A 15209-nucleotide genomic window follows, 5' to 3' on the forward strand; every position below is an offset into this window, starting at 1 on the left:
TCTTATTTAAATAACCAGGCAACATTTTTAATTTATTAAATAAATTAGAAATATATTTAAATATCACATGAAATTAAATGTTTATACGAAGATAACTATAATTGCGTAAAAATAAAAAAGTCATTAATTTCAATATGCAGTAAATACTGAAATTAATGACTTGAATAACTTGATTTTTTAGGTGCTTTTTTCTTGTGCTTGTAACTCTTTGATATAATCATTGATTACTGGAACATATATGGATTTTGGATGAAAACAGACCAATGCATTCTGAAAATATATCAATGCATGTTCCATGTCATTTAAATATAAATATTGTCTAGCTATGGTATATACGATAACTCCTAGGGGAAACCCATAGTATTTTTTAGAATTAATTTCATCAACCATAGTATCGATTAAATCTGTACGCTTTTCAAAGATGACTTCATATGCCTGTTCATTGTATATGCTAAAATCAGAATCACCTATAAGCTGTATCCCTTTTAAAAGTTTATTTGCGTATTTTTTATTTTCTTTAATTAAAAAAGTGTGGAAATAATTGGTAAGAAAATCTTTTTTATCTTCAAGCTTATATCCTTTTTGCTGAATCATATGATCTAATTGTTTATCAAATTCATCTTCATTTTTATCAAGATAATAAGCTCTTAGTTTATATAAGTCACAAAGATAATCTTTTAATAAACGCCTGTTTAACCCCATATCAGCAACTGTGATAACCGTCGCATAATCTTGTTTTGCAAGACTTTTCTGTAACATGCTCAATGCAATACGCTTTAACACTTGATATAATAATGTGAAAAAAACAGCTAGTGCAACAATAAATATGGTAATCGTACTCATAATATCGACCTCAACTTTATAAAATTTATTATAGTTTTAAGAGAAAAGGTCATGATTATCCATGACCTTTTGCAGTTAATAGATTGGAGAGTGCTTTCTATCGTTTAATTATTCTGGCATAGTAACAGTTGTACCTTCTTTAGCCAACTGATCAACAACGTTCTGTAATGCATCCCAAGCCTGTTGTCCTGTTTTTTCAGGTGCTGCAGGTGCAGGATAATCATACCATTGAACTAATGGGTTATATCCACCAGGAATAGGGTGGCCATCAGCGTCGATTGCTTTAGAATCACCAGCAAAGATACCAAATGCACAACCAATGATACCAGTAATCAGAATCAGGATAATACATTTGATAGGTGTCCATCCTTTTTTGATTAGGAAGTACAAACCAACAGTAATCAATAATGGTATTAATTTAGGAAGAATACCATCTAATAATGATTGCACGTTGATTGCAGGATCAACAATCATGATACGTAATGAAGTCGTACCATAGTTAGCAATTAATGCACCTACTGTGAAAATACCAAGAATGCTGGCTGCACGAGTAAATTCTTTTGCATTAGAAGTTAACATTGTAACTGCTTTTGTACCTAAGTTATAAGACCAGTGCATCAAGAAATAACGAATTGCGAACTGTACAGCATTAAAGATTGCCAAGAATAAGATAGCACCAATAATACTCTTGTTATTTAATGCCATATTAGCAGTAATACCCGCAGTGATTGGCACTAATGTCAACCAGAACAATGCATCACCGATACCGCCTAATGGACCAGCTGCAGAGATACGTACAGAACGAATTGTTTGAGTATCTGCTTTGTTTTGTTCAAGTGATAATACGATACCCATAACGAATGTTACTAAGAATGGGTGAGTATTTAAGAAGTCCAGGTTGTGAGCCATAGAAGCTTTTAAATCTTCTTTGTTTGTATGAATTTTCTGTAAGCCAGGTAAGATACCCCATAACCAACGACAAGCCTGCATTCTTTCATAGTTGAATGAAGCTTGAAGGAAACAAGACATCCATACAATTTTGTTTAAAGTTTTCTTATCAAGTTGAGCAGCAGGTGTCAAATCTTGATATTTTTCAGGAATATTATATGCCATCAGAAACACCTCCTACATTTGATCCAGCGCTTTCTTTGATTTTTGAATGAACCTGGTAGTCATACAATGCGATTGCAAGACCAACAAATGCGCTCAATAACAAAGTTGCCCCACTTAATGCAGGGATATTCTGGCAAACATTTGCCATTACAAATCCAGCAAACAGGAAACCCCACATCTGACTTGACATCATAACTTTCATCAGGATAGCGAAACCAACAAACTTCATTGCTCCACCAGCAGCATCTAAACCAGCCATCACCCAAGAGAATTGGAATGATAAGTCACGTAATGTTTCACCTAAGATTTTTCCACTATAAACACCAGCAACAGCCAATACACCAAACAACACACCTAAGATAGCCATTTCAGTATAGTTGATTGTAGCGATAGCTTTTACATCTGCTTCTTCTGCAGCTTTATCAGCTTTTGCCATTAAACCTGACATGATCGTAAATGTTAAAGTAACTGCATACTGTCCAAATACTGCAAATGGGATAGCTAAACCAACCGCTAAACCGACACCTTCAGCAGTTGGTTCTAACTGCATAGATACAGCAAACACTGCGGTCATCAATGTTCCCATGATTGCGTTAGGTGGCTGTGCACCACCAATTGGCATACTACCAATCTGAACTAACTGATAAGCACCACCAACAACAATACCTAATTCAAAATTTCCTAAGATTGCACCAATAATTGGGCCTAAAACGATAGGTTGATACAATGATTCAAGGAAACTGAACTGGTCAATACCCATGATAAATGCAACTACGAAAATCAATAGTGCCTGTATAAAATTTACATCCATTTTTTTCTCCTTTCATTACTTAATTCTTGAGATTAAATAATTTGAAATATCTATTTATTTCTTATTTAAAGAATTCGCTTATAAATTAATAAATCAAGGAAAATACTGTAAATGAAAGGGTCTAAAGATTAATTCTTGAAAAAATATGTTAGCTACTTGTTTGCTACACTCCCTGATATAATTGATTTAGATAGTAGAACATTGTATCGTATAGTAGAAGGAAAAGTAATATTCTGAGGGAGTGTAGACATGTCGAGTAAGAAAAAGACGATAAAAAAGGCAAATGGCATGGGTAGTGTCTATAAGCTGAAAGGAAATCGTAGACGACCATGGGTCGCATGTGTCACGACAAGTATTGAACAAAGTGAATCTAAATATAAACAGAAACGTAAAATTATCGGATTTTATGAAAGTCAGGAGGCCGCAGAATTTTCTTTATGGAAATATAATCGAAATCCCGTTCTTTTTGAAGAACTGCAAAAGCTGGGTGCATTAACTTTTGAAAATATCTATGATCAATGGTCAAAAATGAAATATAAAAATTTAAGCCAGAATGCGGTAAATGGATATAAGGCTGCATATGCCAAATGTGAGGCAATTAAACATATGAAAATCGCAGATTTAAAGACGATGCATTTTCAACAGATCATGGATGAAAGTGAGCTTTCTGTGGCGAGTGATTTAAAATTAAAAAGTCTGATGGTGTCAGTATGTGAATATGCGATGCAAAATGATATAATCACGAAAAATTACGCAAAATACGTCATGATCAATCGGAAAGAAGAAACTGAAGATATCCATAAACCTTTTACTGAAGGTGAAATCAAAAAGTTATTCCGTCATGATGAAATACCATTTGTGGATACGATTTTGATTATGATTTATACAGGGTTTCGCGTTGGAGAATTATTTGAGATAAAGAATGAAGATGTTAATTTAAAGACGATGACAATCACAGGTGGAAGTAAAACAGAAGCAGGAAAGAACCGTATGGTGCCATTACATAACCTGATTGTGCCATATGTTATGAAGCACTGGAATTCAAAAGATGAGTATTTATTCCGTCATCCAAAAACCAATGAAAAAATCAATTATCATCATTATCGTTATATGTACTTTGATCCTATCATGAAGAAATTGAATATGGATCATTTACCACATGATTGTCGTCATACTTTTGCGACACGTTTATCTAATGCAAATGCGAATGCAACAAGTATCAAAAAGCTGATTGGGCATTCATCTTATGCCATGACGGAAAAGATTTATACGCACAAAGATTTAATTCAATTACGTAAAGCAATCAATGCTCTTGATTAGTGTTAGCTATTTGTTAGCTACAAGATAAATAGTAAAAAAACATCTATAAAAAAGCAATGTCCTTTACCGGTAAAATATAGTATAATAATGACATTAGAATTGAGGTAAAAATTATGAGTACATTATCCATTTTGATTATAGGAATTATTTTAATTGGAGTCTTTTCCCTTGATATGATCAGAAAGTCAAAACTGAAGATGATCAATGCATGTTTAGAAGCTAAAAACTATGATGCTGTGATTTCCATGGCAGAAAACAAATGGAATCGTAAAATGTTGTTATCACATACATGTGATTTATATTTATTGCGGGCAAGCTTTCTGAAAATGGAAACTTCTGAATTTCTGTCAGTTTTGTTTAACGTATATAAAAATGAAGTAAATGAAGAAAATAAAAAAGATATAATGGAAACATATTATCATTTATATCTATATCAGCAAAATGAAGAGGCGGCACAGGCTATTTTGGACAAAATCATGAATAGTACGGATGTCAATTTTAAAAAAGTAAGCCAGTATGCTTTTGATGTCAATTTTCATAAGAACAGTGAAGATTTAGAAGAAATGGAAGCATTGGTTGAAACACTTCGTTCATTTGAACTTGGCGCATGCGCTTATTATATTGGAGAACAATATGAACAAATGGGAAACTGGGAGATGGCGCAGGCATATTTTCAAAGCTGTTTAGGATGTTTTAATGAATCCCATTATTATGCAAAATCCGCAAAAGAACATGTAGAAGAACTTACACACAAATTAGCTTAATCATAAAACGAGAAATATCATACATCTGTATGGTATTTTTTTTGAGTGTATATGAATTGACGAACAGAGATACACAAGTTATGATATAAATGTAATAATAAAAGTTACAGTTAAGAGGCGATGATATGGCAGATAAGATCATGTATCAAGTAACACAAGCAGTAAGCGTTTCGCATTCATGATAAAGATATCGAAGGATGTCTTTGGGAAGGAGTATTTTTATGAATACAAAGGAACATACAGTTGTAAAGCAACGTGGAGATTATGATGTAAGTTATTTGAATTTCAGTGTTGACCAGATGATTATTGATTTTATGAAGCAGGAGGAAATTGATGGATTAACGCTGTCTATTGTGCAGGCACCTTATATTCCAAGAGTTGCGGGATATGGATGCAGTGATATTAAAACAAAACGTCTGGCCAGTGTAAATACCATGTGGCCAATTGGCGCCATATCTCAGGCATTTACCGCAGTCGCTATCATGCAGCTGTATGAAGAAAAACAATTGGATCTACAAGATTCTATCAGAAAATGGATACCAGAACTGCCTGCTTTTATGAATGATATCACCATATTAGATGCCATGCATCATGCAAGTGGCTGCAGTGACTATACAAAAGCACAAGCGTATACAGGTAAGGAAAACTTTGAAGAAGCGATGATGCTTGTAGAAGATAAACTGCATTTTATGCCAAATGAAGATGTTGAACAAAGTGCCACAAACTTCTTGGTATTAAGTGAAATCATTGAACGTGTCACTCATATAAGCTATCATGACTTTATCTGGAAACATCAAATTGATTATCTTGGTTTAAAACATACTGGTTTCTATGAGGATTTAGATGCATTTCATCATGAGGACATTACAGAAAATAATCCGGTTCATCAATTGTTTAAATTGCACAGTGAAATGATTGATCCAACAGAAATAGCAGAAAGCTATGATCAGGATGGAAATAAAATCGATGTGAAAAAGGCAAACGGCATGAAAGGTTATCATGATTTGTGGGCAAGTGCACAGGATATTTCTTATTGGGATATTGCGCTTGCTGGTGGTGTATTGATTCATGAACCTCAAAATCGTCGTTTGGTATATGGACCATGGACTTTGGCTAATGGAAAAGAAATACCGGCTGTTGCAGGATGGCAGTTTTATAATCATCGTGGATTGATGGATATCAAAGGCAGTATTCCCGGTTATTCAATGTTTTTGAGCCGTTTTACAGATCCAAACGAACTGGTATGTGTAACCTTGCTTGCGAATAAAGAAGGTATTGATTTCACTAATCTGGCAAGAAAAATTGCAGGCGCATTTGGAGATTTATTATCTACGAATTATGATGATCAACATCTATATTTGATGGAAAGTCAGTTTTCTGTATCTGAAACGATAGAACGATTAGAAAAAGCGTTAAAGAAACGAGATATTCCAGTATTTGCGAAATTCGATCATGCACAAAATGCAAGAGATGTACAAATGGATTTAAGAGAAACAACGATTCTGGTATTTGGTGCTCCATCTGTTGGTACCCATTTAATGCAGGTGGATCAAAGCATTGCGTTGGAGTTGCCATTAAAAATTGGTGTTTGGCGTGATGAGGCAGGAAGCATCTGGCTAGGATTTGTAAAGAGTCAGAAACTAGCTGCACCATATGGTATGGAAAATCATCCAATAATTCAAAAGATGCAGAAACTTTTAGAAGATCTGGTTCGTGAAGCTGCGAACATATATTAAGGAAAGGAGAAATAGATATGTTAAAAGAAGGCATGCAGGTATATTTTCTAGTAAATGGTTTTGCAATGAGTGGAAAAGTAATTGACCTGAAAAAAACAAAGGAGCATGAAACATTCAGTATTGAAGGCTATGGAGGTTGTGGTGGTCTGCATATTTTAGATTCTTCCCAAATACATCATACTATTTTCTTAAGTGAGGAGGAAGCAAAGAAATATCAAGATCAGGAACAAATGTATTTAGATGGTCATTGTTAATGCTTAGATGAGCAGGATATGAATATTTCGTTTCATATCCTGTCTTTTATATAAAGGAAGGAAGTGATTCTATGGGAAATTTATTAGAATTTTATAAAACACGTTTTGATTTTATCATGTCATTGGTGATGGAACATTTACAGATATCTTTTATCGCAATTGTGATTGCAAGTGTGTTAGGTGTATCCTTGGGTGTATTTATCCATCAAAAGAAACGTTTATCACCGATTGTGTTAGGAATTGTCAGCTTTTTATATACGATACCATCTATTTCTATGCTGGGGTTTTTGATTCCGGTAAGTGGAATAGGAAATAAAAGTGCCATCATTGCTTTAAGTATTTATGCATTATTGCCAATTATTCGTGCAACCTATACGGGTTTAGAGAATGTGGATCAAGATGTTGTGGAAGCAGCCAGAGGTATGGGAAGTAGTGATCTACAGATATTGTACAAAATCAAACTGCCACTTGCGATGCCCATCATTATTTCTGGTTTTAAAAACATGAGTGTTATGACGATTGCATTAGCCGGTATTGCTTCATTCATAGGCGCAGGTGGTTTGGGAGTCGCAATTTATCGAGGGATTACAACAAACAATATGACGATGACATTTGCCGGCAGTCTGGCAGTTGCCATTTTAGCATTTATGATCGATATACTCATTGGCTGTTTGGAAAGATTTTTAAGGAATCGCCATCACAGTAAACAGTTGAAAAAACGCGTGATGCTCATAGTACTTGTTGTTTTTATGGTATTGGGAGGATCCCTGTTTTATACCCCTAAGAAAAAAGCAGTATTACAGCTTGCCACAAAACCAATGAGTGAAGAATTTATCATTGGCGAAATGTTGAAATTGTTGATTGAAGATCGCAGTGATATACAGGTGGAAATTACCAAAGGGGTTGGTGGAGGCACCAGCAACATTCATCCTGCACTTGTCAAAGGTGATTTTGATTTATACCCAGAATATACAGGTACATCATGGAGTTTTGTGCTGAAAGAAAAGACAATTCCACAAGATGATGTCTTATATCAGAAATTAAAGCAGGCATATCATGAAAAATACCAACTGGCATGGATAGGATTATATGGATTCAATAATACTTATGGCATCGCAGTCACAAAAGAAACAGCAGATCAATATCATTTAAAAACATATTCAGATCTTGCGAAGGTATCATCAAAGCTTTCTTTTGGTGGAGAATATGATTATTATGAACGAGATGATGGCTATGATGCCATCGCAAAAGAATATCAGCTTCATTTTGATAAAACCATGGATCTGGATATCGGCTTAAAATATGATGCGTTATTAAAAGGACAGGTAGATAGCATCATAGTATTTACCACAGATGGACGATTACATGATCCTGATATTGTATTATTACAAGATGATCACCACTTCTTTCCATCCTATTATGCAGGGACTGTGATAAGGGAGGATGCGCTTATCAAATATCCTGAACTAAAGGATATCTTAATGCTGATGGATCATTTGATCAGTGATGAGGAAATGGCTGAAATGAATGATCAGGTAGAATCTTTTAAACGAAATGAACAAGAAGTCGCAAAAGAATTCCTGGAGAAAAAAGGCTTGCTGGAGGTGAAGCATCATGAGTGAAATAAAAGTGGAACATGTGGAAAAAAGTTATGGGACACAAAAGGTTGTGAAGGATGTATCCTTATCTATTCATACACATGAACGTGTTAGCATCATTGGCGGCAGTGGAAGTGGAAAAACAACGCTGTTGAAGATGATCAATGCACTGATTCTACCAGATCATGGCTCTGTCTATATTGATGGAAGGAATATCAAAGAAATGAATCCTAATATCTTGCGTCAGGGAATTGGTTATGTCATTCAAAGTATTGCTTTGTTTCCGCATATGACTATTGAAGAAAATATCGCTTATGTTTTACACCTGAAGAAAGAAGATCATCAAAGCATTCAAAAACGAATACTTGAATTGTTGAAAATCGTGGATTTAAAAGAAGAATTACTGCGCCGATATCCTGATGAACTAAGTGGTGGGCAAAAACAGCGTGTTGGAATTGCTAGAGCATTGGCAGCACACCCGGGTGTTGTATTAATGGATGAGGCATTTGGTGCTGTAGATGAAATTACCCGCCATACCTTGCAAGAAGAATTATTGAAAATTCACGCAAGAGAACCATTTACTTTGCTCTTTGTGACACATGATATCAAAGAAGCACTGTATTTGGGAGAACGTGTGATTGTCATGAAGGATGGTGTTGTGGAACAGTTTGATACAGCACAGAATATAAGAAATCATCCCAAAACTGCCTTCGTGAAGCAATTGTTGTCATATATGTAACACAAAATGAGATGTAATTGTGACTTTTTTCATAAATCAATCGAATGCGTTACCAATTTTTACGTAAAAAAGGTATAATAAGAATAGAATATGTGTTCGTGGTAATGTGGAGGAAATATGGGAAAAACAGATAATATGATAGATGTTCTAGATCGTTTAAAAACTGGCATTTATGTAACAGATTTAGAAACAGATGAAATTTTATTCATGAATCAGCGGATGAAGGCTATCTTTCAGCTAGAGCATCCAGAAGGAGAAATCTGTTATAAAGTATTACAGGATCATAAAGAAACACCATGTGAGTTTTGTCCTAAGAAGAAATTAATGCAATCAAAAGATCGGGATGGTTATATCATATGGAAAGAGCATAATACCAAACTAGATAAAGATTTTGAAAACTATGATTGCTTAGTAACATGGCTTGATGGACGCAAGGCACATCTTCAACAATCTTTAGATATCACAGATTCTGTAGAGTTAAATAGAATGGCCAGCTTAGATGATTTATGTCAGGTATTTAATCGTCGAGCAGGCAAGGAATTATTGCGTCAGACGTTAAATAAAGCAAAACAGGAAAAAGAAAATGTACAACTGGTATTGCTGGATGTCGATAATCTAAAGATTGTAAATGATCAATATGGCCATCGAGAAGGCGATTTTCTTTTAAAGACGCTGACTTCTGTTTTAAAAGAACAGTTACAGGGATCAGATTTTATGTTTCGTCTGGGTGGTGATGAATTTGTAATCGTCAGTACTGCTATGGATGAAAAACAGATAGCGCATTTTATGTATAAGGAAATGCAGCATGTACAACAATTGAAGAAAACATATCATAAAGACTATGAAATGTCTTATTGTTATGGCATCTATACCGTTACATGGGATGATACTTTAGATATTGACGATATTATTGCGAATGCAGATGATATCATGTATAAACAAAAATTAAGAATTCATAAAACCCGAATGGCAGAGCGTGAAAATCCTTTCCGTCATGAGAAAGAACATAAAGAAGAATTTCATTTTGACAGTAATCTTTTGTATGATGCATTATTGAACAGTACAGATGATTTTATATATATTTGTGATATGAAAAGCGGGATTTTCCGTTACTCACCAGCACAGGTAAAACTGTTTGGCCTGCCACAGGAAATTATTGAAAACCCATTGCCTTTATGGAAGAAAATCGTTCATCCAAAAGACTGGGAGCGCTTCTATAAATCTAATATGCAAATAGGTGAAAATCAAATGGATTATCATTCTGTGGAATTTCGTGCAAAGACAGTGGAAGGCGAATATATCTGGTTAAAATGTCGTGGACAGCTTATGCGTGATGAATATGGGGAACCAAGTATTTTTGCGGGCATCATGACACAGCTGGATCGTCAAAACAAGATTGATCCATTGACTCATTTATTAAACCGCCAAGAATTTGATAAAGCGGGCGCACAAAAATTAAAAGATCGTGCAATTGAAACACTGAGCGTTGTTGTTCTTGATATTGATGACTTTAAAAATGTAAATGAACTATATGATCGCTCCTTTGGGGATATGGTGTTGAAAGCAACTTCGCAATTGATACAGTCAAGTCTGCCTGGAAATGCCAGTTTATACAAACTGGATAATGATCAAATGGGTGTTTTGATAGAAAACGCGCAGGCAAATGAAATTCAGGAGATGTATCAGATATTACAACGTCAATTATTACACCAACAGCTGCAGGAACGTTTTCAATGTGTGATACAGATATCCGCAGGCTGTGCGATATCTATAAGTAAACAGCAAGATTTTCAAGAATTATATACCTTTGCGGATTATGCATTACAGTTGGCAAAAAACAAAGGGAAAAACCGTCTGTGTTTCTTTGAACCACAGATTCTAGAAAACAAATTACGATCTTTGGATATCCTGCGTTCGCTTCGTGAGTGTATTGCGGAAAACTATCGTGGTTTTTCTGTCGCATATCAGCCACTGATAGAAACTAGTTCAGGAAGAATGATGGGTGTAGAAGCATTAATGCGTTGGAATGGCGGTAATCTAGGCTTTGTGCCACCAATAGAATTCATACCAGTCATGGAAGAAAATGGTATGATAGAAACCATGGGATTATGGGTGCTAGAACAGGCAATGCATGCCTGTAAAAAATGGATGGCAGTAGAACCGGAATTCTCTGTCAGTGTAAATGTGTCAGCTTTACAAATACTAAAAGGCGATTTTCAAGAAAAAGTAAAACAAAGGATGGATGCACTGGCATTTCCATCTAAAAATTTGATTTTAGAATTAACGGAAAGTAACACAGTTGGCAATATGCAGATCATTCAGGATATGTTTGATGATTTAAGAAGTCAAGGCGTAAGACTTGCGATGGATGATTTTGGGACAGGTTACTCTACATTGGAAAACCTGAAAAAAGGAGTCAGTGATGTTGTGAAAATCGATCAGGCCTTTGTGAAAGATATCCAGAAAAGTGAATTTGATGTCTTGTTTATTCAGTTTATTATCGCAATATGTCATTGTGTTGATATTCAGGTTTGTTTAGAAGGTATTGAAACAGTAGAAGAACTCGACTTTGTTTCTGATCTTGAACTTGATTATTATCAGGGATATCTGTTTGGAAAACCAGTGAATGAAGAAGAAATCACAAAACGATTAATAGAAGAAAAGACTATGGATGAATGATGGTGTCAATCATGCCATAGTCTTTTGCTTTCTGCGCATTCATATACGTATCACGATCACAATCGTTACGTATGGTTTCAGGTTTTTGGCCTGTTTGCGTTTCTAAAATATGATATAGTTTTTGTTTAATATACTGCATATGTTCAGCTGCAATTTCCATATCACTAGCCTGCCCCTGCATTCCACCAAGGGGTTGATGAATCATAATTTCACTGTTTTCAAGAGCACAGCGTTTACCTTTTGTGCCAGCACATAATAAAATTGCAGCCATACTTGCACAGATGCCCATACAGATGGTGGAAACATCACAATTGATGAAATTCATAATATCAAAAATCGCAAGACCAGCGGTAACACTGCCTCCAGGAGAATTGATATACATTTGAATAGGCGCATTGCCTAAAGAATTCAGATATAGCAGCTGGGCAGTTATACTAGATGCCATTGCATCATCAATTTCACCGGTCAATATGATAATACGTTCTTTTAATAAGCAGGAATATAAATCATAAACACGTTCACTGTTTGCATTTCGTTCAATAATAGTTGGTACAATCACCATAGCGTAGTCCCTCCCGATATATAAGAGTATGCACAAAGGCATTCATTTAATACATCTTAGACAAAGCATAAAAAAAAGAGTATCATGTAAATACGACAGGAGGAAAGCGTATGCGTTATATCAAACTTTTATTTCAAATGACACTTTTACTCATTTGTGCGCATTTGCCATGGATCATCGCACAATGCACATTTTGGCAGATTGCAGGTATGTTGATATTGTTGCTAATCAATATCGTATGGGGGATATTATCTGTCATAAAGAAAAAACATAAACGTATACAAATATTAATGAAAGGCCGCAAAATGATCGCATATGGATTATGGGGCTATCTGTTGTCCATCATTATCATTTGGAAGGTTCCTATGAATATAGCATGGTATATTGCGGATATCATCTGGATGCTTTGTTTCTTATATCTATATATTCTGTGTGGGGCAGGGTTGATTTTTATTTTCAGCAAACGGTTAAGAATCATCAAACGAGGATTGATCTGTCTTGTATTATTCATTCCTATCGTTCATATTCCGGTATTATGCTATCTTCGCTATAAAGCAAAAGAAGAATGGGATCATGAGCTATATATGGTCGATATTCGGGCATTACGCGCAAATAAACAAATATGCGCAACCCGATATCCAATATTGATGCTGCATGGTGTAGGCTTTCGTGATTTTAAATATGTAAACTACTGGGGAAGGATTCCTAAAGTATTAAGTGAAAATGGAGCCATTATTTATTATGGAAATCAGGAAGCATTTGCGACTGTCGAGCATAATGGGAAACAGATTCAGCATCGTATTCTTGAAATCTGTGAACAACAGCATTGTGATAAAGTAAATATCATCGCACATTCCAAAGGTGGACTAGATGCACGTTATGTGATTCATGCCTGTGGCATGGGAGAACATGTGGCATCATTGACAACGATTTCTACTCCACACAGAGGATGTCGTTTTGTGGATGTTTTGATTAAAATTGTACCTGATGGTATCTATCGGCGTTTATCATCGATCTTTGATGGTTTCTTTCATCGCATTGGTGATGAATATCCTGATTTCTATACAGTCACACATCAGTTTTCCACAACATGGGCAAAGCAATTCAACACAGATATCAAAGATGATCCAAATGTCTATTATCAAAGCTATATGAGTTTCATGCATGGTGCCTTTTCTCATATACTATTAACGATTCCATATCTGTTTATCAAACTTGTGGATGGAAAAAGTGATGGTCTGGTTAGTGAGGAAAGTGCCAAATGGGGAAACTTTCGTAAAACTTTTGAGAATGAACATTATCGTGGAATATCACATGGGGATATCATTGATCTGACCAGAGAAGATTATAAAGGATTTCAGGTATGTGAAACCTATGTGGATATTGTAAAAGAACTGAAAGATAAAGGATATTAGAAAGTAAGATTACCCGGGAAATACAGATAAAGGATTGATAACGCTTTCACAGAAATTATAAAATATATGGAAAATGGTAGAAAATATGAACATAAAAGCTAAATTTATGAATGATGTTTTCATGTTTGAAAAGAAGTGCTTGTAAAATACAGAAAATTTGTAAAAAAAAGCGTATCGTGAAATAATTCTCAATTGACATTTAGGTAGGAAGTACGTATAATAAGGGTGGTTAAAAAGGAGGACTTTGAAGATGACAGTAAAAGTTGCTATTAATGGATTTGGACGTATCGGACGTCTTGCATTCAGACAAATGTTCGGAGCTGAGGGATATGAAGTAGTTGCAATCAACGACTTAACTTCTCCTAAAATGTTGGCTCACTTATTAAAATACGATTCTTCACAGGGAAGATACGAAAAGGCTGACACAGTAGTTGCTGGTGAAAACTCAATCACAGTTGATGGAAAAGAAATCACTATCTACGCTGAAGCTGATGCTAAAAACTTACCTTGGGGAGAATTAGGTGTTGACGTAGTATTAGAATGTACAGGATTCTATACATCAAAAGCAAAAGCTAGCGCACACATCGAAGCTGGAGCTCGTAAAGTTGTTATTTCTGCACCTGCTGGAAATGATTTACCAACAGTTGTATTTAACACTAACCACGATATCTTAACTGCTGAAGATACAGTTATTTCTGCTGCTTCATGTACTACAAACTGCTTGGCACCTATGGCTAAAGCATTAAATGATTTGGCTCCTATCCAGAGTGGTATCATGACTACAGTTCACGCTTACACTGGTGATCAGATGACATTAGACGGACCTCAGAGAAAAGGTGACTTACGTCGTTCACGTGCAGCTGCAGTAAACATCGTTCCTAACTCTACTGGTGCTGCTAAAGCTATCGGTTTGGTTATCCCTGAATTGAACGGTAAATTAATCGGTTCTGCTCAGCGTGTTCCAACTCCTACAGGATCAACAACTATCTTAGTTGCTGTAGTTAAAGGAAAAGTTACAGTTGACGAAATCAACGCTGCTATGAAAGCTGCTGCTAACGAATCATTCGGTTACAACACTGATGAAATCGTTTCAAGTGACATCGTTGGTATGCGTTTCGGTTCTTTATTCGATGCTACTCAGACTATGGCTATCGAAATGGAAGACGGAAATACTCAGGTACAGGTTGTATCTTGGTATGACAACGAAAACTCTTACACTAGCCAGATGGTTAGAACAATTAAATACTTCTCAGAATTGGCTTAATTCTAGAAATAAAGTAAGTGTTTACCAGGCAGAAATGCCTGGTTTTTTTGTGCAAAGGGGTTTTCAAATCATCATTTCTGGTGTAAACTATCAACAGATATATCGAGGTGA

The 15209-nt window shown here is 35.4% G+C and carries 13 protein-coding genes; 9 read left to right on the forward strand and 4 right to left on the reverse strand.

All coding sequences use genetic code 11. The features are described from left to right. Positions 1-177: 177 nt before the first annotated feature. The 3 genes from DW114_RS06850 to DW114_RS06860 form a co-directional block, all read right to left on the reverse strand. On the reverse strand, positions 178-843 hold the full coding sequence (locus DW114_RS06850; RefSeq protein ID WP_117453029.1) for a hypothetical protein: 666 nt from the start codon (positions 841-843) through the stop codon (positions 178-180). Positions 844-951: 108 nt separating this feature from the next. Then, positions 952-1956 (reverse strand): PTS system mannose/fructose/sorbose family transporter subunit IID, encoded by a 1005-nt coding sequence (locus DW114_RS06855; protein WP_117453030.1) that lies wholly within the window; start codon positions 1954-1956, stop codon positions 952-954. Further along, positions 1946-2767 (reverse strand): PTS sugar transporter subunit IIC, encoded by an 822-nt coding sequence (locus DW114_RS06860; RefSeq protein ID WP_117453031.1) that lies wholly within the window; start codon positions 2765-2767, stop codon positions 1946-1948. Before DW114_RS06860 ends, DW114_RS06855 begins: the two co-directional genes overlap by 11 nt. Positions 2768-3016: 249 nt before the next feature. Between DW114_RS06860 and DW114_RS06865 the strand changes: the two genes are divergently transcribed. The 7 genes from DW114_RS06865 to DW114_RS06895 all read left to right on the forward strand — a co-directional run bounded on the left by DW114_RS06865 (position 3017) and on the right by DW114_RS06895 (position 11857). Next, a complete protein-coding gene (locus tag DW114_RS06865; RefSeq protein WP_117453032.1) occupies positions 3017-4087 on the forward strand; it encodes a tyrosine-type recombinase/integrase in 1071 nt (356 codons plus the stop codon). Positions 4088-4200: 113 nt separating this feature from the next. Further along, positions 4201-4851 carry a hypothetical protein gene (locus DW114_RS06870; protein WP_117453033.1) on the forward strand — a complete coding sequence of 217 codons (651 nt, stop codon included), beginning with the start codon at positions 4201-4203 and terminating at the stop codon, positions 4849-4851. A gap of 221 nt (positions 4852-5072) precedes the next feature. Beyond that, on the forward strand, positions 5073-6587 hold the full coding sequence (locus DW114_RS06875; protein ID WP_117453034.1) for a serine hydrolase: 1515 nt from the start codon (positions 5073-5075) through the stop codon (positions 6585-6587). A gap of 17 nt (positions 6588-6604) precedes the next feature. Continuing rightward, positions 6605-6841 (forward strand): hypothetical protein, encoded by a 237-nt coding sequence (locus tag DW114_RS06880; RefSeq protein WP_117453035.1) that lies wholly within the window; start codon positions 6605-6607, stop codon positions 6839-6841. Between the two features lie 71 nt (positions 6842-6912). Next, entirely contained in the window at positions 6913-8463 is a 1551-nt protein-coding gene (locus DW114_RS06885; protein ID WP_117453036.1) for a glycine betaine ABC transporter substrate-binding protein, read from the forward strand. Beyond that, the gene (locus DW114_RS06890; protein WP_117453037.1) at positions 8456-9178 is read left to right on the forward strand and encodes an ABC transporter ATP-binding protein; all 723 of its coding nucleotides are present in this window, start codon (positions 8456-8458) and stop codon (positions 9176-9178) included. The genes DW114_RS06885 and DW114_RS06890 overlap by 8 nt, the downstream gene beginning before the upstream one ends. Positions 9179-9295: 117 nt before the next feature. Beyond that, positions 9296-11857 carry an EAL domain-containing protein gene (locus DW114_RS06895; RefSeq protein ID WP_117453038.1) on the forward strand — a complete coding sequence of 854 codons (2562 nt, stop codon included), beginning with the start codon at positions 9296-9298 and terminating at the stop codon, positions 11855-11857. Here DW114_RS06895 and DW114_RS06900 read toward each other — a convergent pair. Then, the gene (locus DW114_RS06900; protein WP_117453039.1) at positions 11844-12419 is read right to left on the reverse strand and encodes an ATP-dependent Clp protease proteolytic subunit; all 576 of its coding nucleotides are present in this window, start codon (positions 12417-12419) and stop codon (positions 11844-11846) included. The genes DW114_RS06895 and DW114_RS06900 overlap by 14 nt on opposite strands. Before the next feature lie 110 nt (positions 12420-12529). Here DW114_RS06900 and DW114_RS06905 point away from each other — a divergent pair, with 110 nt between their 5' ends. Both DW114_RS06905 and gap read left to right on the forward strand, forming a co-directional pair. After that, positions 12530-13834, forward strand: coding sequence for an esterase/lipase family protein (locus tag DW114_RS06905; RefSeq protein WP_117453040.1), 1305 nt, complete (start codon positions 12530-12532; stop codon positions 13832-13834). A gap of 250 nt (positions 13835-14084) precedes the next feature. Then, positions 14085-15098, forward strand: coding sequence for a type I glyceraldehyde-3-phosphate dehydrogenase (gene gap, locus DW114_RS06910; RefSeq protein WP_117453041.1), 1014 nt, complete (start codon positions 14085-14087; stop codon positions 15096-15098). The last annotated feature ends 111 nt before the right edge of the window (positions 15099-15209 follow it).

Origin of the sequence: Absiella sp. AM09-50 (assembly GCF_003433845.1) — a bacterium.
Lineage (GTDB): Bacteria > Bacillota_I > Bacilli_A > Erysipelotrichales > Erysipelotrichaceae > Hoskinsella > Hoskinsella hominis.